At 64.1% G+C, this 24,921-nt stretch carries 22 protein-coding genes and 1 tRNA gene; 5 read left to right on the top strand and 18 right to left on the bottom strand.

Annotation, left to right across the window (positions count from 1 at the left end; translation table 11 throughout):
* Nucleotides 1-155 precede the first annotated feature (155 nt).
* From IAE34_RS22965 to acs, 17 genes are all read right to left on the bottom strand, one after another.
* A tRNA-Ser gene (locus IAE34_RS22965) sits at nt 156-246 on the bottom strand.
* Nucleotides 247-318: 72 nt separating this feature from the next.
* The gene (gene csrA, locus IAE34_RS22970) at nt 319-507 is read right to left on the bottom strand and encodes a carbon storage regulator CsrA (RefSeq protein WP_003254503.1); all 189 of its coding nucleotides are present in this window, start codon (nt 505-507) and stop codon (nt 319-321) included.
* 170 nt (nt 508-677) lie between these two features.
* Complete coding sequence (locus IAE34_RS22975; protein WP_200141255.1) at nt 678-1,913, bottom strand: aspartate kinase; 1,236 nt, start codon at nt 1,911-1,913, stop codon at nt 678-680.
* An 84-nt stretch (nt 1,914-1,997) separates the two neighbouring features.
* Nucleotides 1,998-4,622 carry an alanine--tRNA ligase gene (gene alaS / locus IAE34_RS22980; RefSeq protein ID WP_200141256.1) on the bottom strand — a complete coding sequence of 875 codons (2,625 nt, stop codon included), beginning with the start codon at nt 4,620-4,622 and terminating at the stop codon, nt 1,998-2,000.
* Between the two features lie 347 nt (nt 4,623-4,969).
* Nucleotides 4,970-5,980 carry a succinylglutamate desuccinylase gene (astE, locus tag IAE34_RS22985; RefSeq protein WP_200141257.1) on the bottom strand — a complete coding sequence of 337 codons (1,011 nt, stop codon included), beginning with the start codon at nt 5,978-5,980 and terminating at the stop codon, nt 4,970-4,972.
* 10 nt (nt 5,981-5,990) lie between these two features.
* Entirely contained in the window at nt 5,991-6,281 is a 291-nt protein-coding gene (locus tag IAE34_RS22990) for a topoisomerase II (protein WP_200141258.1), read from the bottom strand.
* Nucleotides 6,282-6,297: 16 nt separating this feature from the next.
* On the bottom strand, nt 6,298-7,647 hold the full coding sequence (gene astB / locus IAE34_RS22995) for an N-succinylarginine dihydrolase (protein ID WP_200141259.1): 1,350 nt from the start codon (nt 7,645-7,647) through the stop codon (nt 6,298-6,300).
* Between the two features lie 23 nt (nt 7,648-7,670).
* Entirely contained in the window at nt 7,671-9,134 is a 1,464-nt protein-coding gene (gene astD / locus IAE34_RS23000) for a succinylglutamate-semialdehyde dehydrogenase (RefSeq protein ID WP_200141260.1), read from the bottom strand.
* Nucleotides 9,131-10,162, bottom strand: a complete 1,032-nt coding sequence (gene astA / locus IAE34_RS23005) for an arginine N-succinyltransferase (RefSeq protein WP_200141261.1) — start codon at nt 10,160-10,162, stop codon at nt 9,131-9,133. Before astA ends, astD begins: the two co-directional genes overlap by 4 nt.
* A 64-nt stretch (nt 10,163-10,226) precedes the next feature.
* Complete coding sequence (gene aruF, locus IAE34_RS23010) at nt 10,227-11,246, bottom strand: arginine/ornithine succinyltransferase subunit alpha (RefSeq protein ID WP_200141262.1); 1,020 nt, start codon at nt 11,244-11,246, stop codon at nt 10,227-10,229.
* Nucleotides 11,247-11,387: 141 nt separating this feature from the next.
* Nucleotides 11,388-12,608, bottom strand: coding sequence for an aspartate aminotransferase family protein (locus IAE34_RS23015; protein WP_200141263.1), 1,221 nt, complete (start codon nt 12,606-12,608; stop codon nt 11,388-11,390).
* Between the two features lie 272 nt (nt 12,609-12,880).
* Nucleotides 12,881-13,861, bottom strand: coding sequence for a GlxA family transcriptional regulator (locus IAE34_RS23020; RefSeq protein WP_200141264.1), 981 nt, complete (start codon nt 13,859-13,861; stop codon nt 12,881-12,883).
* A 91-nt stretch (nt 13,862-13,952) separates the two neighbouring features.
* Nucleotides 13,953-14,717, bottom strand: a complete 765-nt coding sequence (locus IAE34_RS23025) for an ABC transporter ATP-binding protein (protein WP_200141265.1) — start codon at nt 14,715-14,717, stop codon at nt 13,953-13,955.
* 22 nt (nt 14,718-14,739) lie between these two features.
* Nucleotides 14,740-15,438 (bottom strand): ABC transporter permease, encoded by a 699-nt coding sequence (locus tag IAE34_RS23030; protein WP_200141266.1) that lies wholly within the window; start codon nt 15,436-15,438, stop codon nt 14,740-14,742.
* Nucleotides 15,435-16,124, bottom strand: a complete 690-nt coding sequence (locus IAE34_RS23035) for an ABC transporter permease (protein WP_200141267.1) — start codon at nt 16,122-16,124, stop codon at nt 15,435-15,437. Before IAE34_RS23035 ends, IAE34_RS23030 begins: the two co-directional genes overlap by 4 nt.
* A 91-nt stretch (nt 16,125-16,215) precedes the next feature.
* The gene (locus tag IAE34_RS23040) at nt 16,216-17,001 is read right to left on the bottom strand and encodes an ABC transporter substrate-binding protein (protein ID WP_200141268.1); all 786 of its coding nucleotides are present in this window, start codon (nt 16,999-17,001) and stop codon (nt 16,216-16,218) included.
* Between the two features lie 503 nt (nt 17,002-17,504).
* On the bottom strand, nt 17,505-19,466 hold the full coding sequence (gene acs / locus IAE34_RS23045) for an acetate--CoA ligase (protein ID WP_200141269.1): 1,962 nt from the start codon (nt 19,464-19,466) through the stop codon (nt 17,505-17,507).
* A gap of 398 nt (nt 19,467-19,864) precedes the next feature.
* Between acs and IAE34_RS23050 the strand changes: the two genes are divergently transcribed.
* Nucleotides 19,865-20,122: a DUF2790 domain-containing protein gene (locus tag IAE34_RS23050; RefSeq protein ID WP_200141270.1), complete on the top strand. Its 258-nt coding sequence runs from the start codon at nt 19,865-19,867 to the stop codon at nt 20,120-20,122.
* Between the two features lie 117 nt (nt 20,123-20,239).
* Here IAE34_RS23050 and IAE34_RS23055 read toward each other — a convergent pair whose 3' ends face one another.
* Entirely contained in the window at nt 20,240-21,802 is a 1,563-nt protein-coding gene (locus IAE34_RS23055; RefSeq protein WP_200141271.1) for a sigma-54-dependent transcriptional regulator, read from the bottom strand.
* A gap of 252 nt (nt 21,803-22,054) precedes the next feature.
* Between IAE34_RS23055 and phhA the strand changes: the two genes are divergently transcribed.
* The 4 genes from phhA to IAE34_RS23070 all read left to right on the top strand — a co-directional run bounded on the left by phhA (nt 22,055) and on the right by IAE34_RS23070 (nt 24,888).
* Nucleotides 22,055-22,840, top strand: a complete 786-nt coding sequence (gene phhA, locus IAE34_RS23060; protein ID WP_200141272.1) for a phenylalanine 4-monooxygenase — start codon at nt 22,055-22,057, stop codon at nt 22,838-22,840.
* A gap of 33 nt (nt 22,841-22,873) precedes the next feature.
* Nucleotides 22,874-23,230: a 4a-hydroxytetrahydrobiopterin dehydratase gene (locus IAE34_RS23065; RefSeq protein ID WP_200141273.1), complete on the top strand. Its 357-nt coding sequence runs from the start codon at nt 22,874-22,876 to the stop codon at nt 23,228-23,230.
* A 243-nt stretch (nt 23,231-23,473) separates the two neighbouring features.
* Nucleotides 23,474-23,602, top strand: a complete 129-nt coding sequence (locus IAE34_RS24530) for a hypothetical protein (RefSeq protein ID WP_267908879.1) — start codon at nt 23,474-23,476, stop codon at nt 23,600-23,602.
* Between the two features lie 95 nt (nt 23,603-23,697).
* On the top strand, nt 23,698-24,888 hold the full coding sequence (locus IAE34_RS23070) for an MFS transporter (RefSeq protein ID WP_200141274.1): 1,191 nt from the start codon (nt 23,698-23,700) through the stop codon (nt 24,886-24,888).
* The last annotated feature ends 33 nt before the right edge of the window (nt 24,889-24,921 follow it).

A 24,921-nucleotide genomic window follows, 5' to 3' on the forward strand; every position in this document is an offset into this window, starting at 1 on the left:
ACCGCTCGGTTCGTAGCCGAGTACTCTATCCAGCTGAGCTATGAGTCCGTGTCTTGCCGCGCATTATAGATCGCTGAATCGTTTTGCCAAGTACTTTTTCGTTTAATTTCAACGACTTAAGCTTCTTAACCGTTTACAGCGCCCTACACGAAAAATGGCGGTGAAGGGGGGATTCGAACCCCCGATACCCTTATGAGGTATACTCCCTTAGCAGGGGAGCGCCTTCGGCCACTCGGCCACCTCACCGCAACACGGGGCGTATATTAACCAGACCCTTCCCCGTTTGCAAACCTTTTTTTGAAAAAAACTCGATAAAAATTAAAGGCTTGGTTCCTCGTCCTTCTCTTTCTTGATCCGCAGGTAGATTTCCTCGCGGTGAACGGCCACTTCCTTAGGGGCGCTCACGCCGATACGCACCTGGTTGCCTTTCACACCCAGGACGGTCACGGTGATCTCACCGTCTCCAATGATCAGGCTCTCGGCGCACCGACGAGTCAGAATCAACATAGCTTTCTCCTCACGCAATTCATTCAGGGACAACAGTCTGTTTGAAGCACAGGCCGCGGATGGGACGATCCAGCGGCCTTCACGGCTGTCGGACAGGAAAGGACAGTAACCTGCACGTCAGCCAGAAACGCGAAGGGCGCGGCATCGGCCGCGCCCCCCAGGGCGATGCGTCACTCGCTCTGTCGAGCAGGCGCATCGAGCTCGAAGGCGGTGTGCAGCGCGCGCACCGCCAGCTCGAGGTACTTCTCCTCGATGACGACCGAGACCTTGATCTCGGAAGTGGAGATCATCTGGATGTTGATGCTTTCCTTGGCCAGCGCCTCGAACATGCGACTGGCGACACCGGCGTGCGAGCGCATGCCGACACCGACGATCGACACCTTGGCGATCTTGGTGTCGCCGATGACCTCGCGAGCCCCCATTTCCCGCGCGGTGCTTTCCAGCACGCTCAGGGCTTTCTCGTACTCGTTGTGGTGCACGGTGAAGGTGAAGTCGGTGGTGTTATCGTGCGAAACGTTCTGCACGATCATGTCGACTTCGATGTTCGCCGCACTGATCGGGCCGAGGATCTTGAAAGCCACGCCCGGGGTATCCGGCACACCACGGATGGTCAGCTTGGCCTCATCACGGTTGAAGGCGATACCGGAAATGATCGGCTGTTCCATGGATTCCTCTTCATCGATGGTAATGAGGGTACCCGGACCCTCCTTGAAGCTGTGCAGCACGCGCAGCGGGACGTTGTACTTGCCGGCGAACTCCACCGAACGGATCTGCAGCACCTTGGAACCAAGGCTGGCCATTTCCAGCATCTCTTCGAAGGTGATCTTCTCCAGGCGGCGGGCCAGCGGCACCACGCGCGGATCGGTGGTGTAGACGCCGTCGACGTCGGTGTAGATCTGGCACTCGTCGGCACGCAGCGCTGCCGCCAGGGCGACGCCGGTGGTGTCCGAACCGCCACGGCCGAGGGTGGTGATGTTGCCGTGCTCGTCAACGCCCTGGAAGCCTGCCACCACCACGACCTTGCCGGCCTGCAGGTCGGCACGGATCTTCTGATCGTCGATCTGCAGGATACGCGCCTTGTTGTGCGCGCTGTCGGTCAGGATACGCACCTGATTGCCGGTGTAGGACACGGCCGGTACACCGCGCTTGATCAGCGCCATGGCCAGCAAGGCGATGGTCACCTGCTCGCCGGTGGACACGATCACGTCCAGCTCGCGAGGCACCAGCTGGTCGGAGACCTGCTTGGCCAGCTCGATCAGGCGGTTGGTTTCACCACTCATGGCCGACAGCACGATCACCAGGTCATCGCCGGCCTCGCGGTGTTTCTTGACCTTGTCGGCCACCTGCTCGATCCGCTCGATGGAGCCGACGGAGGTGCCGCCAAATTTCTGTACGATCAACGCCATTTCAAAGTGCCTCAGCCCACGAAGGGCACCCAGTAGTCAATCCTTGCCGAGGTGGCCGGGGTCCACGACGCCGGCCACCTCCTCTCAAAGCCCCTGCTCGACGAACGGCACGGCCAGCGCCAGGGCCTGGTCCAGGGCGGCGACGTCCACGCCTCCACCCTGGGCCATGTCCGGACGCCCGCCGCCCTTGCCGCCGACCACCGCAGCGGCCTGCTTCATCAAGTCGCCAGCCTTGAGTTGGCTGGAGAGGTCCTTGGTCACGCCGGCCACCAGCACGACCTTGCCCTCATGCTCGCTGCCCAGCAGGATCACCGCATGGCCGAGCTTGTTCTTCAGTTGATCGACGAGCGCCAGCAGCGCCTTGCCATCCTGCCCGTCCAGGCGGGCGGCAAGCACCTTGGCACCCTTGACCGCCACGGCCGCACTGGAGAGATCGTCTCCTGCGGCACTGGCGGCCTTGGCCTGCAGCTGCTCGAGCTGCTTCTCCAGCTGACGGTTGCGCTCCAGCACAGCCGACAGCTTGTCGATGAGGTTGTCGCGGTTGCCCTTGACCAGTTGCGCCGCTTCCTTGACCTGTTCCTCGGCCGCGTTCAGCCAGGCCAGCGCCGCCGCGCCGGTGATCGCCTCGATACGGCGCACCCCGGAGGCCACGCCGCCCTCGCTGACGATCTTGAACAGGCTGATGTCACCGGTGCGCTTGGCATGGATGCCACCGCACAGTTCCACCGAGAAATCACCGCCCATGGTCAGCACCCGCACGGTATCGCCGTACTTCTCGCCGAACAAGGCCATGGCGCCCTTGCGCTTGGCGGTGTCGATGTCGGTGAGTTCGGTGGTGATCTCGGTGTTGCGACGAATCTCGGCGTTGACGATGTCTTCCAGCGCCTTGATCTGCTCCGGCTTGACCGCTTCGAAATGGCTGAAGTCGAAACGCAGGCGCTGGCTGTCGACCAGCGAGCCCTTCTGCTGGACGTGTTCGCCCAGCACGCGGCGCAGCGCTTCGTGCAGCAAGTGGGTGGCCGAGTGGTTGAGCGAGGTGGCGTTCTGCACCTGGGCATCGACATGGGCCTGGACCGGCGCACCGATCAGCAGCGCACCGCTGGCGACCACACCGTGGTGCAGGAAGGCGCCGCCGGTCTTGGTGGTGTCGCGCACATCGAAGCGTGCAGCCCCGGCCTGCAGGTAACCGGCGTCGCCGATCTGGCCACCGGACTCGGCGTAGAACGGCGTGCGGTCCAATACCACGACGCCCTCCTCGCCCTCGCCCAGCTGATCGACCGACTGCCCATCCTTGTACAAGGCCACGACCTTGCCTTCGCCATAGGTCGCCTCGTAGCCGAGGAACTCGGTGGCGGTATCGACCTTGACCAGGCTGTTGTAGTCCATGCCGAAGGCGCTGGCCGATCGAGCCCGCTCGCGCTGGGCGTCCATCTCGCGCTCGAAGCCGGCTTCGTCGATGCTCAGCTGGCGTTCACGCGCGATGTCGGCGGTGAGATCCATGGGGAAGCCGTAGGTGTCGTACAGCTTGAACACCACGTCGCCCGGTACCACCTGGCCCTGCAACTGCGCCAGGTCCTGTTCGAGGATGCGCAGGCCCTGCTCGAGGGTCTTGGCGAACTGTTCCTCTTCGGTCTTGAGCACGCGCTCGATATGCGCCTGCTGGCTCTTGAGCTCGGGAAACGCCTCGCCCATCTCGGCAACCAGCGCGGCGACGATCAGGTGGAAGAAGCTGCCCTTGGCACCCAGCTTGTTACCGTGACGGCAGGCACGGCGAATGATGCGCCGCAGGACGTAGCCGCGACCTTCGTTGGAGGGCAGTACGCCATCGGCGATGAGGAAACCACAGGAGCGAATGTGGTCGGCCACCACCTTGAGCGAAGGCTGTTCCTCGTTGTTGCAGCCGATGGCCTTGGCGGCCGCGGCGAGCAGCTGCTGGAACAGGTCGATCTCGTAGTTCGAGTGCACGTGCTGCATGACCGCGCTGATGCGCTCCAGGCCCATGCCGGTATCCACCGACGGCGCCGGCAGCGGGTGCAGCACGCCATCGGCGGTGCGGTTGAACTGCATGAAGACGTTGTTCCAGATCTCGATGTAGCGGTCGCCGTCCTCTTCCGGGGAGCCGGGCGGGCCGCCCCAGATATCCGCGCCGTGGTCGAAGAAGATCTCGGTGCATGGGCCGCACGGGCCGGTGTCGCCCATGGTCCAGAAGTTGTCCGAAGCGTAGGGGGCACCCTTGTTGTCGCCGATGCGCACCATGCGCTCCGGCGGCACGCCGACCTCCCGGGTCCAGATGTCGTAGGCTTCGTCATCGGTGGCGTAGACGGTGACCCAGAGCTTGTCCTTGGGCAGGTTCAGCCATTTGTCGGAGGTGAGGAAGGTCCAGGCGAAGGTGATCGCGTCGCGCTTGAAGTAGTCGCCGAAGCTGAAGTTGCCCAGCATTTCGAAGAAGGTGTGGTGGCGCGCGGTATAGCCGACGTTTTCCAGGTCGTTGTGCTTGCCACCGGCGCGTACGCACTTCTGGCTGCTGACGGCACGGGTGTAGGCGCGCTTTTCCTGGCCCAGGAAGCAGTCCTTGAACTGGTTCATGCCAGCATTGGTGAACAGCAAAGTCGGGTCGTTGCCCGGAATCAGCGAGCTGGAGGCGACTCGGGTGTGACCTTGCTCTTCGAAGAAGCGAAGGAAGGCTTCACGGATTTCTGCGCTTTTCATAGGTTCTTCCACGGAAACGGCGGCCGTTTTTGGCTAACGCGTCGGATCGACGAAACGACGGCAAAGGGCCGCATTATATCGGTCCTGCAGGCAAGGTGCAGTGTGTTTATGCGATGCAAACCGCTAATCCGGGCTAATTTCGGCCTCGCAGGGGCAAATGTGTCATGCCAGGATGCTAAATCGCCCCTTTGGCCGCTGACAAGCCGGCTACAGACCGTTGGCCGGAGAACGCATGGCGTTGGGAGATTAAATTCCGTTCATGGGCAGGGCTCTGGGCGTGCGGCAAGCGTCGCCTACTGCGCCGCGGTCGTGCAGGACCGATGCTTGCGAGCCTCCGCGACAGCGGTCTACGCCAGGTGCTGGCCGTCGTCGGGCACCACCAGGATGGCAGCGCGCAGGCCATTGGCGACCTTGGGGTTGGGGAAGATGATCCGCGCGTCCGGTTCGTCGACCACCCAGCGCTGCTGCGCCAGGTCTTCGGCCAGCAGATAGCCGTGCTGCAAGGGCGAAAAGTTCTCGATGTCGGCGGGCACGTGCAGACGGAAGGCATCGCTGTGCTTGATAACCTCGCGCGAGACGCGGAACAGGGCGAGCCCGCCCAGCGCCTGGTCCAGCCCATCGGGCTCGGTGTCCTCGATGAGCTGGACCAGGCGCTGTTCCAGCCGATCGAGATTGACCTGAGCGTTGTGTCCGAACGGCCGGGCCTTGCCCAGTTCCAGGGTGAAGGCTTCGGCGTCCAGTTGCTCGTAGGTGAAGGCGCTGAAGGTGATGGACGACTTGCCCTGCAGCAGCACCGCGTCGATCCCGGCAGCGGCCAGGCGCGCCAGCTGCGCGCGCGAGTGCGCACGGCCGGCCTTGAACGGATACAGCGCGAACTGCTCGATTCGCGAGCCGCGTATGGCGGTGTGCAGGTCGTAGTGCAGGCGCGTGCGCCCCGGCTGGCTGAAGAACACGCGGGCGAGTTGCTCCAGTTCCGCCGCGCGCAGCGCTTCGAAACCACTGGACAGCGCATGACGCCCATTGAACAGTCGATTGATGTCCTGCTCCACGAAACGCTCGCCCGTGCGAATGGCGGCCGGGTTGCCGAACAGGAACAGCACCCGCGCACGGGGCCGGAGGGTGCCGCTGGCCACGCCGTGCAGCAATCGCTCGAGCAACTCGATCGGGGCGGTCTCGTTGCCATGGATCCCCGCCGACAGGAGCAGATCGAGCCCGCAGTCTTGGCCCTCGGCTGGCCGCACTTCCAGGGCTCCCTCGCCCAGCCAGCGCAGGCGCACACCGTGCGCCGTCACCTGGGTCTTCTCGGCCGGTTCGTGAGCGGTGAGGGTCAGCTCGAGCAACTTGCCGAGAGCGAGCATGGGCGCTTCCTCAGTGGTGGTGGCCGCAGTCCGGACCGTGCACGTGGTCGTCGTCTTCGCCGACTTCGGCCGGCTCCATCTCCAGTTGCAGGCTCACCAGGTTGGTGGCCATCGGACGCAGCAGCAGGTTGGCGTATTCGGCATCGCCCTCCTCCACGTCGACGCCGATCAGCAGTTGGCCACGGCCGTCCTGCTGAATCCACACCTCCTTGCCTTGCCAGACTACGGCGAATCGAGTGCAGGAAGTTTCCAGTTGAGTGCCGTCGTCATCTTCCAGAATCAAGCGCAGGGCATCGGACATTGCAGGGTTCTCTCTTTCAAGGTTGGTATTGGAACGGATAGACGCTGCCCAGGTCGAGGATCCGGGTCAGCTCATCGAGCGCCGTGCGGCACTCGTCGAGCAACTGCGGATCGGCCAGATCGGCATCGGCCAGGCGGTCTCGGTAGTGTCTGTCGACCCACTGCACCAGGGTATCGTACAGCGTGGCAGTCAGGATCACGCGCGGATTGACCGCGGCCAGCTCGTGGGCCTTGAGCGCCACGCGCAAGCGCAGACACGCCGGGCCGCCGCCATTGCGCATGCTCTGCTTGAGGTCGAAGACCTTGACCTCGCGGATCACGCCGCGCTCGGCGGTCAGCTGCTCGAGGTAGCGCCACACCCGCTCGTTGTTGCGGCATTCCTCGGGCACCACCAGCAGCATGGAGCCGTCGGCGCACGACAGCAGCTGGCTGTTGAACAGATAGGAGCGCACCGCGTCCTCCACCGTGACCGCCGAACGCGGCACCGCGATCGGCTGGAACTGCCCACCGCGTGCTTCCAGGCCGGCCCGTAGCTGATGCATCACCGCGTCGTTGTCGAGGAAGGCGTCCTGGTGGTGGAACAGCACCTGGCCATTGCCCACCGCGATCACATCGTTGTGGAACACGCCCTGGTCGATCACGGCAGGGTTCTGCTGAGCGTAGACCACCGCGTCCGCGCTCAGGCCATGCAACCGGGCCACGGCCTGGGATGCCTCGAGGGTCTGGCGGGCCGGGTACTTCTGCGGCGCGGGATAGCGGCTGTCGAAGGCGCTGCGTCCGTAGACGAAGAACTCGACGCCAGGCTCGCCGTAGTCACGGCAGAAACGTGTGTGGTTGGCTGCCCCCTCGTCACCGAACTGCGCCACCGCCGGCAACGCCGAGTGGTGAGCGAAGTGCCGTGGGTCGGCGAACATCGCTTGCAGCACGCGGCTGGTGGTGGGGTGTTCGATGCTGCGGTGGTACTTGCAGTTGAGGTTGGCCGCGGTGAAATGCACGCGCCCATCGGCGGTGTCGGCGCTGGGGCTGACGGTCGCGGCATTGGCCACCCACATGCTCGACGCCGAACAACTGGCCACCAGCAGTGGCATCGCCTCGCGCGCGGCGTGGCGGATCACATCGCCATCACTGCCCATGAAGCCCAGCCGGCGCAGGGCGGCCACGTCCGGGCGTTCCTGGGGCGCCAGCACGCCCTGGGTGAAGCCCAGGTCCATCAGCGCTTTCATCTTGGCCAGGCCCTGACGGGCAGCTTCGCGCGGGTTGGAGTGCTGCTGGCTGTTGCTCTGCGAGGCCACGTTGCCGTATGACAGCCCCCCGTAGTTGTGGGTCGGCCCGACCAGGCCGTCGAAGTTCACTTCACACGCGTGCATCGGCTCGACTCCGGGACCTGTCTTCATAGCGTCACCCCTGGGGTCAGGGTGGCCGGCAGGGCCAGGCTGGCGGCCTCCAGCGAGGCCACCGGATAGGCACAGTAATCGGCAGCATAGTAGGCACTGGCGCGATGGTTGCCACTGGCGCCCACCCCGCCGAACGGCGCGCTGCTGGCCGCACCCGTCAGTGGCCTGTTCCAGTTGACGATCCCGGCGCGACTGCGCAGCCAGAAGTGCTGGTAGCGGGCGTGGGAGTCGCACAGCAGTCCCGCCGCCAGACCGTAGCGGGTGGCATTGGCCTCGTCGATCGCCGCCTCGAAATCGCCATAGCGAACCACCTGCAACAGGGGGCCGAAGAACTCCTCGTCCGGACGCTCGCGCACCGCGGTGACATCGACGATCCCTGGCGTCAGCAGAGCGGTGTCGGCGCGCACCTGGGTCATCTCCAGCAGTGCCTGGGCGCCGTTGGCCAGCAGCCCGGCCTGTGCAGCCAGCAACTGGTGCGCCGCCTCCAGTGAAATCACCGCGCCCATGAAGGGCGCCGGCTGCGCGTCGAACGCTCCGACCCGCAGGCTTCGACACACCTCGACCAGCCGTGCCAGCAGGCGATCGCCCCACTCGCCCTGGGGTACCAGCAGGCGCCGGGCACAGGTGCAGCGTTGCCCGGCCGAGATGAAGGCCGACTGGACGATGGTGTAGACCGCCGCCTCCAGGTCCTTGACCTGATCGACCAGCAGCGGATTGTTGCCGCCCATTTCCAATGCCAGGATTTTCTCCGGCCGCCCGGCGAACTGCTGGTGCAGCAAGGCGCCGGTACGGCTGGAACCGGTGAAGAACATACCGTCGATGCCCTCCTGCGCAGCCAGGGCCATGCCCGTCTCGCGCCCGCCCTGCACCAGGTTGAGCACACCATGGGGCAAGCCGGCCGCAGCCCAGCAGCGGACCGTGAACTCGGCGACCTTGGGCGTCAGCTCACTGGGCTTGAACACCACGCAATTGCCGGCGAGCAGGGCCGGGACGATGTGGCCGTTGGGCAGGTGGCCCGGGAAGTTGTACGGACCGAACACCGCGACCACGCCATGGGGCTTGTGTCGCAACACGGCGGTAGCGTCACCCAGGGGGCCGCTCTTCTCGCCGGTGCGCTCGCGGTAGCTCTGGATCGAAATGGCCACCTTGTTGATCATGCTGGTGACCTCGGTAGCCGATTCCCACAACGGCTTTCCCGTTTCCTCGCCGATGCAATGCGCCAGTTCGTCGGCGCGGCCCTTGAGCTGCCCGGCAAAGGCCTCCAGCACCGTGATGCGCGACTCCAGGCTCGATTGCGCCCAACGGACGAAGGCCTGGCGAGCGGCCTGCACGGCGCTGTCCACCTGAGCAGCCGTGGCGGCCTGCCCTTCCCAGAGCGGCATCTGACTGACCGGGTCGAGCGACTGCAGCGCCTCGCCCTGCCCGACCTGCCACTGGCCATCGATGAAATGCGTAGTCATGCCTGCACCTCCCGGGGCGCGGTGAGGGGCACCGCACGCACACTGTCACCGGCACCCAGGCGCAGGCGCTTGGCAGTCAGCGGAGCGACCACCAGCGTGCCGGCCGCCAGGCGCGCAGGGGCGGCGGTGATGCGGCAATCCTCACGCTTGCGGTTGTGAATGATGTAGGGCGCGGCATCCTCGCCAGGCGTGCCCACCGCCAGTACCAGCCGCTCGCTGTCGCGCACCGCGCGGATACGCTGAGTCTCGCACTCCACCGCCGGGCCCGCGTCGAAGATGTCGACATAGCCCTGGTAGGTGAAGCCCTCGCGCTCGAGCATCGCCAGCGCAGGCTCGGTGTCCGGGTGCACGCGACCGATCACGCTGCGCGCCGCCTCGGACAGAAAGCAGGTGTACAGCGGGAACTTGGGCATCAGTTCGGCGATGAAGGCCCGGTTGCCCACCCCGGTGAGGTAGTCGGCCTGGCTGAACTCCATCTTGAAGAAATGCCGACCCAGGCTTTCCCAGAACGGCGAGCGCCCGTGCTCGTCGGCCATGCCGCGCATCTCGGCCATGATCTTCTTGCCGAACAGTTGCGCGAACTCGGCGATGAACAGCATCCGCGCCTTGGACAGCAGATGCCCGTTGCGCCCGTTGCGGTAGTCCTCGCGCAGGAACAGCGAGCACAGCTCGGCATTGCCGGTCAGGTCGTTGGCCAGGAACAGCGTGGGAATTTCCCGATAGATGCCCAGCTCGCGCGAAGCGCTGACGGTCAGCCCGACCCGATAGTTGTACCAGGGCTCGCGCAGGCCCACGGCGCCGGCGATGGCGCTGATGCCCACCACCAGGCCCTCGTCGTTCTCCAGCACGAATAGGTAGTCGGTATCGCCCCGCTCGGCTTCGCCGCTGAAGCTCTTTTCGGCCCAGCCCACGCGGCGGGCCAGGCGCTCCTCGTTGGCCGGGAAGGTGGTCAGCCCGGCCTTGCCGGTGCTGCGGGCCAGCTCGATCAGCGCGGGTAAGTCGCTGCTGCGTACGGGACGAACGATCATGCTCTCTCCTTGTGCGGCGGCCAGTGCCTACCGCGAATCAGGCTTGCCAGCGAGCCGGGCCGGCTCAGGCGGCCACCACACGGACACTGCCACCTTCACCGACCCGCAGGGCCTGCGCGGCCTCGCCCCTGAGCACCAGCGGCTTGCCAGGCACCCAGTCCAGCTCCAGCAACACCGCGCGGTAGTCCTGCAGCTGGCCGTTGCACACCAGGTACGGGCGCCCGGCCTTCACCTGGGTGTCGTCGATCAGCACCGGCACCACCCGGCTCTGGGCGATCGAGCGGATCGCCGAGGTGCGCGCGTGCAGGGTCGGGCCGCCGTCGAAGATGTCGATGTAGTGTTCGGTCTCGAAACCCTCGCGCATGAGGATGTCGAAGGTGATCTGCGCCCGTGGATGCACCTGCCCCATGGCCTCCTGGGCCTGGTCGGGCAACAGCGGGACATAGATGGGGTAGTGGGGCATCAGTTCGGCGAGGAAGGTCCGGCTCTTCAGGCCACACAGGCGCTCGGCGTCGGCGTAGTTGAGGTCGAAGAAGTTGCGCCCGATCGAGTCCCAGAACGGCGACTCGCCCTGCTCGTCGCTGTAGCCGACGATCTCGGTGACCACCGACTCGGCGAAGCGCTCCGGGTGCGCGGCCATGAACAGCAGGCGCCCGCGCGAGTTCAGCTCGGCCCAGCCGCTGTCGACCAGCTCCGGCACCACGTAGAAGCTGGTCAGCAAACTGTTGCCGGTCAGGTCATGGCACAGCGACAGGACGTGGATCTTGTTGTGGATCTTCAGCTCGCGCGAGGCGTGCACGAAGGTCTCGTTGCGAAAGCTGTAGAACGGCTCGGAATAGCCTGCCGAGGCGACGATGGCCGAGCAGCCGGCCAGCTTGCCGGTGACGCTGTCTTCGAGCACGAAGAAGTAGCTTTCCTCGCCGTTGAAACTGACCTCGGCGGCGAAGGAGGTCTCCGAGGCGGCGATCTTGTCGCCCAGGCGCGCGGCGTCGTCGGGCAGCGAGGTGACGCCGATGGGGCTGTCCGCCGCCATGCGCTGCACGTCGTTGAGGTCCGCCATTTGCGCGGGGCGCATCACCAGCATGGTGTCACTCCTCTGGAATACTGGCCGATCGGTTCGGCACGGGAAGTCGGCGGGGCGCTGCATGCACTACAAGGCACCCGCAGGTGAATTCACTGGGCAGCGACTCCGCCGATGGCGGCGTCGGCCAGTGGCGCCGCTCGATCAGCCCTGGATCAACCGGGCGACCGCGCGCTCGAAACGGGCCAGGCCCTCGTCGATGTCGGTTTCCTCGATCACCAGGCTCGGCGCGAAGCGCACCACGTCGGGTCCTGCCTGCAGCACCATGACGCCCTCTTTCTCGGCAGCGTTGAGCACGTCCTTGGCCCTGCCCTTCCACGCTTCACCGAGCACGCAGCCGATCAGCAGGCCCACACCCCGCACCTGGCTGAACAGGCCAGCGGCCTGACCGATGGCTTGCAGACGGCTCTTGAAGTGCGCGTGCCTGGCCTTGACGCCCTCCAGGGTGGCCGGCGTGTTCACCACATCCAGCAACGCACAGGCCACCGCGCAACCCAGTGGGTTGCCGCCGTAGGTGGTGCCGTGGGTACCGACCGCCAGGTGGCTGGCGAGCTCGGCGGTGGTCAGCATGGCACCGATGGGGAAACCGCCGCCCAGGCTCTTGGCGCTGGTGAGGATGTCCGGGGTCACGCCGTAGTGCTGGTAGGCGTAGAGCGAGCCAGTACGGCCGACACCGGTCTGCACTTCGTCGAAGATCAGCAGCGCATCGTGCTGGTCACACAGCGCGCGAGCGCCTTCCAGGTAGGCTTTGTCCGCCGGCACCACGCCGCTTTCGCCCTGGATGGGCTCGATCACCACGGCGCAGGTGCGCTGCGAGATCTGCGCTTTCAGGGCGTCCAGGTCGTTGTACGGGACATGGCTGATACCGGTGATCTTCGGACCGAAGCCATCGGAGTACTTGGGCTGCCCACCGACGCTGACGGTGAACAGGGTGCGACCGTGGAAGCTGTTCACCGCCGCGATGATTTCATGCTTGTCGGGCCCGAAGCGGTCGTGGGCCACCCGGCGTGCCAGCTTGAAGGCGGCTTCGTTGGACTCGGCGCCCGAGTTGCAGAAGAACGCGCGGTCGGCGAAGGTCGCCTGCACCAGCTTGTGCGCCAGGCGCAGGGCCGGCTCGTTGGTGAACACGTTGGAGACGTGCCACAGGGTATTGGCCTGTTCGGTCAGCGCCTTGACCAGCGCCGGATGGCAATGACCCAGGGCGTTGACCGCGATGCCGCCGGCGAAGTCGATCAACTCTCGACCCGACTGGTCCCATACGCGCGAGCCCTCCCCGCGCACGGGAATGAACGCCGCCGGTGAATAGTTGGGCACCATCACCTGGTCGAAATCGGCACGTTGCACCGGGGCTTGCTCAACGGACATCTGGGTCTCCTGGAAAGGAACGCTGGTCGGCGAAGTGACCAACGATTGAAGGATTGTAAGGACTGCTCGACGCCGGTCCTTGCTGTCAGGCGACAACTTGTTACAGCGCCAAACCCGAACCCGCCGGGGCTTACGGCAATGCGACAAATAGGGTTGCAATTGCGCAGTGTACTGATAGATGGCGGCAGCGTGAACGGGGGTCACGCCGGATCAGGCCGGTGACCGGGTCGAACCAACGCTGGGGCGACCACGTCAGCAGGGCGTGAGTGGCTTCAGGGCTTGTCCACCGGCGTCGAGCTGAGCTCGAACGGGCTGCTGTTGCGCCGCTGGTTGCGGTCCTCGCGCGGGGTGGCGCCGAAGAAATTGCGGTAGGCGCTGGAGAAATGCGGCCCGGAGGAAAAGCCGCACGACAACCCGATCTGGATGATCGACTTGCTGGTCTGCATCAACATCTGTCGCGCCTTGTTCAAACGCAATTCAAGATAATACTGGCTGGGCACACGATTCAGATACTGTTTGAAGATTCGCTCGAGTTGTCGACGCGATACGCACACATGCTGGGCGATTTCGTCGGTAGTCAGCGGCTCCTCGATGTTGGCCTCCATCAGCAGCACGGCCTGGGTCAGCTTCGGATGGCTGGAGCCCAGACGGTTCTGCAACGGAATGCGCTGACGCTCGCCCCCTTCGCGGATCCGCTCGACCACCAGTTCCTCGGACACGGCACCGGCCAGCTCGGCGCCATGGTCACGAGCGAGCACCGCCAGCAGCAGGTCGGTCACCGCCATGCCGCCGCAGGCGGTCAGGCGGTCGCGGTCCCAGTCGAACAGGTGGCTGGTGGCGATCACCTTGGGGAAGCGCTCGGCGAAGTCGTCCTGCCAGCGCCAGTGCACCGCAGCGCGATAGCCGTCGAGCAGGCCGAGCATGGCCAGCGGGTACACTCCGGCGGACAGGCCGCCGATCATGCAGCCGCTGCGCGTCAGTTGCTTGAGCGCGGCGGCCAGGCCGGTGCCGAGCGCCAGGGTGGGCTCGTCGGCCAGCAACAGCAGCTTGTGCAGCCCGTCCAGCCGCCCGTTCCAGGGCTCGCCAGGCAGGCGCCAGACCGCGTCCTGCGAGGGCTCGGCCTGCAGGTAGCTGATGTCGTAGATCACCTCCGGATGCACCCGCTGGGCGAGCAGCAGCACTTCCTCGGCCAGGGCCAGGGTCAGTGGCCGGGTGCCGGGCCAGATGAGGAAGCCGATTCGCTGGGTGGTCATAGGTGACGGTCCGAAACCTGAGTCGAGTGAGGCAGCGGGCAACACTGCACGCGTGCGCAGCATGCCCTATTCTGGTGCGCGAAGGCAGCCTTTACTTGAGACTGCCCGAGAGAAACTGACGCAGCCGCTCCGATTGCGGATTGACCAGCACCTCGCGCGGGTTGCCCCGCTCCTCCACCAGCCCCTTGTGCAGGAACACCAGGTGATTGGACACCTCGCGGGCGAAGCCCATCTCGTGGGTCACCACCACCATCGTGCGCCCCTCCTGGGCCAAGGACTGCATGACCTTGAGCACGTCGCCCACCAGTTCCGGGTCCAGCGCCGAGGTGGGCTCGTCGAACAGCATCACTTCAGGCTCCATGGCCAGCGCTCGGGCGATCGCCACGCGTTGCTGCTCGCCGCCGGACATGTGGCCGGGAAAGGCGTCCTTGCGGTGGGAAACGCCGACCTTGGCCAGGTAATGCTCGGCTTTCTCCAGGGCTTCCTTGCGCTTGACGCCGAGCACGTGCACCGGCGCCTCGATGACGTTCTCCAGCGCGGTCATGTGCGCCCACAGGTTGAAGTGCTGGAACACCATCGACAGGCGCGAGCGCAGGCGTTGCAGTTGCCGGCTGTCGGCGGCGCGCAAAGCGCCGTCCTTGTCCGCCACCAGCTTGAGCTCTTCGTTGTTGAGCAGGATACGGCCGGCATGGGGCTGTTCGAGCAGGTTGATGCAGCGCAGGAAGGTCGACTTGCCCGAGCCACTGGAGCCGATGATGCTGATCACATCACCTGCCTTGGCCTCCAGGGACACACCCTTGAGCACCTCATGGCTGCCGTAGCGCTTGTGCAGGTCTTGGACTTGAAGTTTGTACATACGGTCGATTCTCACAAAGCGGTCAGTGCTTGCGCGGCGCCAGGTAGCCCAGCCAGCGGCGTTCGGCCAGCTTGAACAGGCGCACGAGGATGAAGGTCAGGCACAGGTAGAACACGCCCGCGGTGATGTACGCCTCGAAAGGCAGATAGTACTGGGCATTGACCGTGCGCGCGGCACCGGTGATGTCGATCAGGGTCACGATGGAGGCCAGGCTGGTGGTCTGCAGCATCATGATCACCTCGTTGCTGTACTGCGGCAGCGCCCGGCGCAGGGCCGAAGGCAGCAGTATCCGCCGATACATCTTCAGGCGCGACATGCCCATGGCCTTGGCCGCCTCGATCTCGCCGTGAGGCGTGGCCTTGAGGCTACCGGCGATGATTTCGGCGGTGTAGGCGCTGGTGTTGATGGCGAAGGCCAGGCAGGCGCAGAAGGTGGCATTGGACAACCAGGGCCAGAACACGCTCTCGCGCACCGCTTCGAACTGCGCCAGGCCATAGTAGATCAGAAACAGCTGCACCAGCATCGGCGTGCCACGGATGACGTAGGTGTAGAGCCAGGCACTGAGGTTCACCAGGGGCCGGCGCGACACGCGCATCAGGCCCAGGGGGATCGCCGCCAGCAAGCCGAAGAACAGCGACAGCGCCAGCAGCTTGAGGGTGGTCAGCAGGCCGCCCAGGTACAGCGGCATGGCCTCCCAGATCACGTTGTAGTCGAAGATCATAGTTCAGCGGCCCTCACGCCGACCGAATAGCGTTTCTCGAGGTACTTGAGCGCCAGCAGCGATACGCTGGTCAGCACCAGGTACAGGGCGGCCACCGCCAGGAAGAAGGTGAAGGGTTCGCGGGTCGCATCGGCGGCCTGCTTGGCCTTGAACATCATGTCCTGCAGACCGACGACGGAAATCAGCGCAGTGGCCTTGGTCAGCACCAGCCAATTGTTGGTGAAACCCGGAATCGCCAGGCGGATCATCTGCGGCACCATGATGCGAAAGAACACCTGGCGGCTGCTCATGCCATAGGCCGCGCCGGCTTCGGCCTGACCTCGGGGAATGCCGAGGAAAGCGCCGCGGAAGGTTTCCGACAGGTACGCGCCGAAAATGAAGCCCAAGGTGCCGATACCGGCGGCCAAGGGGCTCACGTCGATGTAGTCGTCGTAACCGAGCAGCGGGGCGAGGCGGTTGATGACGTCCTGGCCGCCGTAGAAGATCAGCAGGATCAGCACCAGGTCGGGTATGCCACGAATCACCGTGGAGTACAGGTCGCCCAGCCTGGCCAGCCAGCGCACCGGCGACAGCCGCAGGGCCACGCCGATCAGGCCGAGGACGATGGCCAGGGCCATCGCCGACAGGGCGAGCTGCAATGTCAGCCACGCCCCCTCGAGGATGACTGGCCCGTAGCCTTTCAACATGTTGGGAATTCCTCAGGACGCAAGAATGAAAAATGGTGCAAACCTCAGCGCGCCTGCTGTTTGCACCATTGCACAGGTGATGACCGACGTCTTACGGGGCGTCAGGACCATAGATGTCGAAGTTGAAATACTTCTTCTCGATCTCTTTGTATTTGCCGTTGGCGCGAATGGCGTCGATGGCGGCGTTGATGCGCTCGACGTTTTCCTTGTCACCCTTGCGCACGGCGATACCCACACCGTCACCGAAGTACTTGACGTCGGTGAAGGCCGGCCCTACGAACGCGAAGCCCTTGCCGGCGTCGGTCTTGAGGAAACCATCTTCCAGCAGCGTGGCGTCGGCGACGGTGCCGTCCAGACGGCCGGCGGCCACGTCCAGGTAGACCTCGTTCTGGGTGCCGTAGGGCACCACGGTCGCGCCCTTGGGGGCCAGCACTTCCTTGGCGAAGCGGTCATGGATGGAGCCGCGCTGCACGCCGATTTTCTTGCCCTTGAGCTCGTCGAGGCTATCGGTGACGCTGGTGCCTTCCTTCATCACCAGGCGGGCCGGGGTGAGGTAGTAGCGCTTGGTGAAGTCGACCGACTTCTTGCGATCGTCGGTGATCGACATGGACGACAGGATCGCGTCGATCTTGCGCACCTTGAGCGCCGGAATCAGACCATCGAATTCCTGCTCGACCCAGGTGCACTTGGCTTTCATCTGTTCGCACAGGGCATTGCCGATGTCATAGTCGAAACCGGCCAGGCTGCCGTCGGGCTGCTTGAAGGCGAAGGGAGGGTAAGCCGCCTCGATACCGATCTTGAGCGGCTTCTCATCGGCCTGCGACACCAGGGAAAACACGGACAGCGCCAGAGCGCCAAGCAGTGCGAGCTTCTTCATCAGGTAACTCCATCGGTACGGGGCAATACCAGGCAGGGTAACGACTGCCCGAAATGCGAGTGAGTACAGCGCGTGCCGCGCAGGGTCCGACCAGTGTCGCAGACCACCCGCGAGTGAGTGGCATTCTAACGACAGCTCGATAGTCGAAATTTCTTCAAAGCGACAACAACGTACAGAAGCTCATGAAGCTGCGGGCGGCGATATTGACAGCTCTTGCGAAACATGCAAGCGCAAAAGGGACACGACCTTTAGACGAAGCAATAAGCGCGCCTATTATTGGCAAAGGCGGGAAATCCGGCAAGTACGAGGTGTCGCGCAGGGTTCGGCCGCCAGGCGTGCACCACAGGCAGGCGAGGATGTTTCCATTGGCCCCGTTTCAGGGCCATGCGGGGATTCGGAGATGGGACTACTCACTATCGGGTAACAATCCTACAGAGAATTCGTCACCCGATGACTGCTTGGAAGCAGATGATTCGGGGGCTGCCGGCAACCCCCGAGGTGGCTCAAGCGGACGCTCGGCACATGGCCTTGTGGGTGTCGATCAGGTGCTGCACGACACCTGGGTCGGCCAGGGTGGAAATGTCGCCCAGTGCGTCGTATTCGCCGGTGGCGATCTTGCGCAGGATGCGACGCATGATCTTGCCCGAGCGGGTCTTGGGCAGCCCGGGCGCCCACTGGATGACGTCTGGCGAGGCGATCGGGCCGATCTCCTTGCGCACCCAGTTCTTCAGTTCCTGACGCAACTGCTCGCTCGCCTCTTCCCCGGCATTGAGGGTGACGTAGACGTAGATGCCCTGCCCCTTGATGTCGTGCGGCACGCCTACCACGGCCGCTTCGGCGACCTTGGCATGGGCGACCATGGCGCTCTCGATCTCCGCGGTCCCCATGCGATGGCCCGACACGTTGAGCACATCGTCCACCCGACCGGTGATCCAGAAGTAGCCGTCCTCGTCGCGACGAGCGCCGTCGCCGGTGAAGTACATGCCACGGAAGGTCTTGAAGTAAGTGTCGACGAAGCGGTCGTGATCGCCATACAGCGAACGCGACTGACCCGGCCAGGAGTCGAGGATCACCAGGTTGCCCTCGGCCGCGCCTTCGATGAGGTTGCCCAGGTTGTCCACCAGCGCCGGCACCACACCGAAGAACGGCCGGGTTGCCGAACCTGGCTTGAGCGCGGTGGCACCTGGCAGCGGGCTGATCAGGATGCCGCCGGTTTCGGTCTGCCACCAGGTATCGACGATCGGGCAACGTTCCTTGCCGACCGTCTTGTAGTACCAGTTCCAGGCCTCGGGATTGATTGGCTCGCCCACCGAACCGAGCAGCCGCAGGCTGGATCCATCGGCGCCTTCGACGGCGGCCTGCCCCTCGGCCATCATGGCGCGGATGGCGGTCGGTGCCGTGTAGAGAATGTTGACCTTGTGCTTGTCGACGATCTTCGACACTCGGGTGATGTCCGGATAGTTGGGCACGCCCTCGAACAGCAAGGTGGTGGCGCCGTTGGCCAGCGGGCCATAGACGATGTAGCTGTGGCCGGTGACCCAGCCCACGTCGGCGGTGCACCAGTAGATATCGCCGGGGCGGTAGTCGAAGACGCGCTCGTGGGTGAGCGCGGCGTATACGAGGTATCCGCCGGTGGTATGCAGCACGCCCTTGGGCTTGCCGGTGGAACCGGAGGTGTAGAGGATGAACAGTGCCTCTTCGGCGCCCATCTCCTTGGGTGCACAGTGGTTGGAGGCGACCTTCATGAGGTCTTCGTACCAGATGTCGCGATGCTGGTGCCAGGCGATGTCGCCACCGGTGCGCTTGCAGACGATGATCTTCTGCACGCTGCTGGTTTCAGGGTTGGTCAGGGCCAGGTCGACGTTGGCCTTGAGCGGCGTGCGCCGACCTCCGCGCAGGCCCTCGTCGGCCGTGATCACTACCTTGGACTTGCAGTCGATGATGCGTCCGGCCAGCGCTTCGGGCGAGAAGCCGCCGAACACCACCGAGTGGATGGCACCGATGCGCGCGCAGGCGAGCATGGCGACCACCGCTTCCGGGATCATCGGCATGTAGATGGTGACCACATCGCCGCGGTGCACGTCCTGGCCGCGCAGGGCGTTGGCGAACTTGCACACCTGCTCGTGCAGCTCGCGGTAGGTGATGTTGCGGTGCTCGGATGGATCGTCGCCCTCCCAGATGATCGCCAGCTGGTCGCCGCGCGTCTCGAGGTGACGATCCAGGCAGTTGTAGGAAACGTTCAGAGTGCCGTCGGCGAACCATTTGATGTCCACATGGTGGTCGTCGAACGAGGTCTGCTTGACCTTGGTGAACGGCTTGATCCAGTCCAGGCGCTGAGCCTGCTCGCGCCAGAAACCGTCGGGGTTGATCACCGACTGCTGGTACATGGCCTTGTAGGTCGCCTCGTCGGTCAGGGTGTGGGCCGCGACCTCGGGACGCACGGGATACAGGGGAGCCGCACTCATCTGTTTTACCTCGGTGTAATAGTTGTTTTTGTATGCCAGGGTTTTAACTGTACCAGAGTCGTCCTGGCCATTCGACGTTGGTAGTACCAATGGCGCTGCGCATGCTGGTGGGGTGTCTACCGGCAGTGATCGGGTGTCATTGACACTAAGTCGGGCCTGAGACGCCGATTGTTACCAAATAGCGGAGAAAGTGGAAAAACCATATCAGAAGTTCATCTTTTTCATTGTCAGGCGCAGGCCTAGACTTGTCCTCGCCTAGCACGGCAAACCGATCGACTCGTCACGCACCCCCACCCGGGCTTGTTGATCTCCTTTTTCTTTCGCAGTTGAAACTTGCACAAGTTCGTGGCGCCTTCGCGCCGCGTGCCCTTTCACGACCTCGAACAGGTAACTTGAAGATGAAAGCTTTACTGGTATTGCTGTTGGGCGGTGTCTGCAGTGCGGCGATGGCCGACGATGCGACGCGCGCAGCCGAGCAGATTCCGGTCGAACAGTACACCTACTCCCAGCACCTGGACATCGCCAAGGTGCTGGCCATGAGCCCGGTCGCCAGCGTCTGCGAGGTCGTGCCGGCGCGCATGACCTACGAGGACTCCCAGGGCCACCGGCATATTCTCGAATACCGGGTGATGGGCAACGGCTGCTCGAACGGCTGATCCCTGAACATGCGGGTTCACCGGCCATGGTCGGCAGCGCCGACCAGGCGCGGCCTGTACAAAAACACCACAGCCCGTGACAGGTGAGCCCGCTAGTTGCAGCCTGCCCGTAGGCGTTTACCGCTCGCTATTACCAGACAGCGAATACGCGCGTAACTTATTGGCAATCGTGGTGTGTGAAACACCCAGTCTTTTACCCAATGCGCGACTGGTTGGATACGTCGCCGTCAAACTTTCCAATACAGCTTTCTCGAACCGCCCGACAATATCGGAAAGTTCGCCCTCCAATGAAAATTCGCCCAGGGGTTGTCGCGCACGATAATCAGGCAGGCGAATATGTTCGCGCTTCACCACGCCGCCCTCGCACAATGAAACCGCCTGGAACAATACATTTTCCAGTTGCCGGACATTGCCCGGCCAATGATATCGGCGCAACGCGTCGATCGCGGCCGGTGCCAGGCTCGGCAAGGCGCAGCCGATCTGCCGGCTGGCCTGGTCGAGAAAATGCCGCGCCAGGCCGTCCAGGCCATCCATGCACTCGCGCAGCGGCGGAATGTGCAGCGACAGCACGTTGAGCCGGTGGTAGAGATCCTCACGGAATTCGCCACGCGCACACTGCTCCGACAGATCGACCTGGGTGGCACAGATCACCCGCACGTCCAGATGCACCTCTTCATCGCTGCCCACACGTCGGAAGCAACCGTCCTGGAGAAAACGCAGCAATTTCACCTGTAAACGCGGGCTCATCTCGCCGACGCCATCGAGAAACAGCGTGCCGCCAGCGGTGAGTTCCAGCAGCCCCAGCTTGCCCTCCGCGCGCGCGCCCTCGAACGCGCCGGGGCCGTAGCCGAACAGTTCGGTCTCGGCCATCGACTCGGGCAGCCCCGCACAGTTGAGCGCCATGAGCGGCGCCTGGCCGCGGGGGCTGGCCAGGTGGCAGGCACGGGCGAGCAATTCCTTGCCCGTTCCAGTCTCGCCCTCGATCAGCAGAGGCGCATCCAGCGGCGCCATGCGCCGGGCTTCGCGGACCACGGCGGCCATCACCCGCGAACTCTGGAAGATGCTGTCGAAACCGCGCAACTCCTGCTTGCGCACGTTGTAGATGCGCTCACCGATGCGGTCGGCGCGGTGCAACGTGAGTACCGCTCCGGCCAGGGCTTCGCTGTCGTCGTGCTCCGATTGCAGCGGTGCGATGTCGGCCAGGAACACATCGCCCCTGATCGTGATCCGCAGCCCGTTGATGCGCGACTGGTTGGCACGCACCAGCGCCGGCAGGTCGAAGTCTTCCACGTAGCGAGCCAGCGGCAGCCCTGGCACTTCATCGACGCGCACACCCAGCAACTGGCCCGCGGCACGGTTGGCCGCGACGATACTGCCGCCCATGTCCACCGAGAGCACGGGGAACTCCAGGGCGCCGAGCAGCGCGTTGAGTTCCATGTGCCGTCGTTCGCTGGGCATCAGCCCCACGCGCTTGACGCCGAACACCCCGGCGATGGCTTCGAACTTCGGGCGCAAGGCCTGGAACTGCAGGTTGATCAGGTTCGGACAGTGCAGATAGATGGCATTGCCGTGATCGCCGCCGACTTCGCCGCGCAGCACGTTGATGCCATAGCCGACGAGCAGGTCGAGGATATCGCGCAGGATACCGATGCGGTTCTGGCAGTGGACTTTTATACGCATGGGGACTCCGCAGCTGTGGGTTTTTCTGGCACAGCCCAAAAAATTCGTAAATAAAACGTTACAGGAGGAGAGATTTCAAGTGCTATTCGACGCCGATATTCTGCCAACGACGGCGCCTTGTAAAACAAACCTTACAACAATGCCGTCATTACCCCTGTCCCCATCGCGGGCCCCAGGTGCAAAGCCTAGGGTTCGAGGCTATTTCTAGAGTCATTGCGGTCATAACAAGAAAGCCCTCGACAGGAGAGCGACATGAAACAGACGCATTACGTGGCCCGTGAGCCCGACGCGCAGGGGTTCATCGATTACCCCCGGCAGGATCATGCAGTGTGGAACACCCTGATCACCCGTCAACTGAAGGTCATCGAGGGGCGGGCGTGCCAGGAATACCTCGACGGCATCGATCAGCTCGGCCTGCCGCACGATCGCATCCCGCAACTGGGCGAAATCAACAAGGTACTGGGCGCGACCACCGGCTGGCAGGTCGCACGCGTGCCGGCACTGATTCCCTTTCAGACCTTCTTCGAGCTGCTGGCCAGCAAGCGCTTTCCGGTGGCCACCTTCATCCGGACGCGTGAAGAACTGGACTATCTTCAGGAACCGGACATCTTCCATGAGATCTTCGGCCACTGCCCACTGCTGACCAACCCCTGGTTCGCCGAATTCACCCACACCTATGGCAAGCTCGGCCTGGCGGCGACCAAGGAACAGCGGGTCTACCTGGCTCGGCTGTACTGGATGACCATCGAGTTCGGGTTGCTGGACACCGCGCAAGGCCGCCGGATCTATGGCGGGGGCATCCTCTCCTCGCCCAAGGAAACGGTCTACAGCCTGTCCAACGAGCCCGAACATCAGTCGTTCGACCCCGTCGAGTCGATGCGCACGCCTTACCGGATCGACATCCTGCAACCGGTGTACTTCGTGCTGCCCGAGATGAAACGGCTGTTCGACCTGGCCCATGAAGACATCATGGGCATGGTTACTCAGGCGATGCAGCTGGGCCTGCATACCCCCAAATTTCCCCCGAAGGCGGCCTGAGCCACCTTTGCTTCGACTACGGAAACCAATGCCATGAATGCCCTGAATCAAGCCCATTGCGAAGCCTGCCGTGCCGATGCACCGAAGGTCAGCGACGAGGAACTCGCCGAGCTGATCCGTGAAATTCCCGACTGGAGCGTCGAGGTACGCGACGGTCACATGGAACTGGAACGCGTGTTCCTGTTCAAGAACTTCAAGCATGCCCTGGCCTTCACCAACGCGGTAGGCGACATCGCCGAAGCCGAGGGCCATCATCCTGGTCTGCTGACCGAGTGGGGCAAGGTCACCGTCACCTGGTGGAGCCACTCGATCAAGGGCCTGCACCGCAACGACTTCATCATGTGCGCACGCACCGACCAAGTGGCCGAACGCGCCGAAGGTCGCAAGTAAGCCTTCGTCGATCCGCCTATCGCCTCCTGTCGAGCCTCGCCGACCGCCATGCAAGGTCGGCTTCGAGCGCAGGAGGCGCCCTGCCAGGCAGGATGAATCGTCCGCTATCCGCCCACTAAACCGACAAATGCGTGGGATTTTTTTCAAACTGTCATCCAGACTGCTGTATCCTGCCCTGGCTTTGCAAAAGCCTAGAACGCGCCTGGCGCAGCCTTTTCACTCACTCTTGCGAGGAACGACGAGATGCATGAGATCCCGAACTTTCCCTTCCCAAGCCTGAAACCCGAAGAGCACAACGTTACCGCCCACGCTGCCGAACCGGCGCCTGCCGTGCAGGAAGGTGACGAACAATCCAGCGCCGATCAGGAATAACCGCGCACCCCGACCGTGTGAAAACGGCTGGTCCACGGGACCTCCCCCGCTAGCGCGTTTTCACACTGTCCAGCCGCTTTGCCTCGAAGGCCTCCATGTCCCAATCCCCACGCCCGCTTGCGATCACCCTGCAAGTCGTCTCCATCGTCGCATTCACCTTCATCGGCTACCTCAACGTCGGCATTCCCTTGGCCGTGCTGCCTGGCTACGTGCACAACGACCTGGGTTTCAGCGCCGTGCTGGCGGGCCTGGTGATCAGCGTCCAGTACCTGGCCACCCTGCTCAGTCGTCCGACGGCCAGCCGCATCATCGACAACCTCGGCAGCAAGAAAGCCGTCATGTGGGGGTTGGCTGGCTGCGGCATCAGCGGTGTCTTCATGCTGGCCAGCAGCTTCTTCACCCACCTGCCGTGGGTGAGCCTGACCTGCCTGCTGATCGGCCGCCTGGTGCTGGGCAGCGCGGAAAGCCTGGTCGGCTCCGGATCGATCAGTTGGGGAATCGGCCGGGTGGGGGCCAAGAACACCGCCAAAGTGATTTCCTGGAATGGCATCGCCAGCTACGGCGCACTGGCCATCGGCGCCCCGCTGGGCGTGCTGATGGTCAATGCGCTGGGGCTGTGGAGCATGGGCGCGAGCGTCATCCTGCTGGGCGCGCTCGGGCTGCTGCTGGCCTGGCCCAAGCGGGCGGCACCGGTGGTGGCCGGCAAACGCCTGCCCTTCCTGCAGGTGCTCGGCAAGGTCGTCCCCCATGGCAGCGGGCTGGCACTTGGCTCGATCGGCTTCGGCACCATCGCCACCTTCATCACCCTGTACTACGCCAGTCGCGCCTGGCCCGACGCCGCGCTGACGCTCAGCCTGTTCGGCGCCAGTTTCATCTGCGCACGACTGCTGTTCGGCAACCTGATCAATCGCCTGGGCGGCTTCCGGGTGGCGATCGCGTGCCTGACGGTGGAGACCCTCGGGCTATTGATGTTGTGGCTGGCGCCAGACGCTGGATGGGCCCTGGCCGGGGCGGCGCTGAGCGGATTCGGTTTCTCCCTGGTGTTTCCCGCCCTGGGTGTGGAGGCGGTGAATCAGGTTTCGGCCGCCAATCGCGGCGCGGCGGTGGGCGCTTACTCGCTGTTCATCGACCTGTCGCTGGGCATCACCGGGCCGCTGGTGGGCGCGGTGGCGGCGGGCTTCGGCTTCGCCTCGATGTTCCTGTTCGCCGCCTCGGCGGCAGCCGGTGGACTGGCCCTGAGCCTTTACCTCTACCGACAGCAGCAACGCCTGCGAAGCGCTCGATGAACCGGGGGACTGCCTCCCCCGGCTCACCCGCGA

It is taken from the genome of Pseudomonas sp. S30 (genome assembly GCF_016518545.1).
GTDB lineage: Bacteria > Pseudomonadota > Gammaproteobacteria > Pseudomonadales > Pseudomonadaceae > Aquipseudomonas.

Excerpts from the sequence above, each read along its gene's own strand:
- astB (WP_200141259.1), bottom strand. The coding sequence starts at position 7,647 with ATGCACGCGTGTGAAGTGAACTTCGACGGCCTGGTCGGGCCGACCCAC.
- IAE34_RS23020 (WP_200141264.1), bottom strand. The coding sequence starts at position 13,861 with ATGACCACCCAGCGAATCGGCTTCCTCATCTGGCCCGGCACCCGGCCA.
- IAE34_RS23030 (WP_200141266.1), bottom strand. The coding sequence starts at position 15,438 with ATGATCTTCGACTACAACGTGATCTGGGAGGCCATGCCGCTGTACCTG.
- phhA (WP_200141272.1), top strand. The coding sequence starts at position 22,055 with ATGAAACAGACGCATTACGTGGCCCGTGAGCCCGACGCGCAGGGGTTC.
- IAE34_RS23070 (WP_200141274.1), top strand. The coding sequence starts at position 23,698 with ATGTCCCAATCCCCACGCCCGCTTGCGATCACCCTGCAAGTCGTCTCC.
- IAE34_RS23035 (WP_200141267.1), bottom strand. The coding sequence starts at position 16,124 with ATGTTGAAAGGCTACGGGCCAGTCATCCTCGAGGGGGCGTGGCTGACA.
- IAE34_RS23025 (WP_200141265.1), bottom strand. The coding sequence starts at position 14,717 with ATGTACAAACTTCAAGTCCAAGACCTGCACAAGCGCTACGGCAGCCAT.
- astD (WP_200141260.1), bottom strand. The coding sequence starts at position 9,134 with ATGACTACGCATTTCATCGATGGCCAGTGGCAGGTCGGGCAGGGCGAG.
- IAE34_RS23050 (WP_200141270.1), top strand. The coding sequence starts at position 19,865 with ATGAAAGCTTTACTGGTATTGCTGTTGGGCGGTGTCTGCAGTGCGGCG.
- IAE34_RS24530 (WP_267908879.1), top strand. The coding sequence starts at position 23,474 with ATGCATGAGATCCCGAACTTTCCCTTCCCAAGCCTGAAACCCGAAGAG.
- astE (WP_200141257.1), bottom strand. The coding sequence starts at position 5,980 with ATGCTCGCTCTCGGCAAGTTGCTCGAGCTGACCCTCACCGCTCACGAA.
- IAE34_RS23040 (WP_200141268.1), bottom strand. The coding sequence starts at position 17,001 with ATGAAGAAGCTCGCACTGCTTGGCGCTCTGGCGCTGTCCGTGTTTTCC.
- IAE34_RS23015 (WP_200141263.1), bottom strand. The coding sequence starts at position 12,608 with ATGTCCGTTGAGCAAGCCCCGGTGCAACGTGCCGATTTCGACCAGGTG.
- IAE34_RS22975 (WP_200141255.1), bottom strand. The coding sequence starts at position 1,913 with ATGGCGTTGATCGTACAGAAATTTGGCGGCACCTCCGTCGGCTCCATC.
- aruF (WP_200141262.1), bottom strand. The coding sequence starts at position 11,246 with ATGCTGGTGATGCGCCCCGCGCAAATGGCGGACCTCAACGACGTGCAG.
- csrA (WP_003254503.1), bottom strand. The coding sequence starts at position 507 with ATGTTGATTCTGACTCGTCGGTGCGCCGAGAGCCTGATCATTGGAGAC.
- alaS (WP_200141256.1), bottom strand. The coding sequence starts at position 4,622 with ATGAAAAGCGCAGAAATCCGTGAAGCCTTCCTTCGCTTCTTCGAAGAG.
- IAE34_RS23065 (WP_200141273.1), top strand. The coding sequence starts at position 22,874 with ATGAATGCCCTGAATCAAGCCCATTGCGAAGCCTGCCGTGCCGATGCA.
- acs (WP_200141269.1), bottom strand. The coding sequence starts at position 19,466 with ATGAGTGCGGCTCCCCTGTATCCCGTGCGTCCCGAGGTCGCGGCCCAC.
- IAE34_RS22990 (WP_200141258.1), bottom strand. The coding sequence starts at position 6,281 with ATGTCCGATGCCCTGCGCTTGATTCTGGAAGATGACGACGGCACTCAA.
- IAE34_RS23055 (WP_200141271.1), bottom strand. The coding sequence starts at position 21,802 with ATGCGTATAAAAGTCCACTGCCAGAACCGCATCGGTATCCTGCGCGAT.
- astA (WP_200141261.1), bottom strand. The coding sequence starts at position 10,162 with ATGATCGTTCGTCCCGTACGCAGCAGCGACTTACCCGCGCTGATCGAG.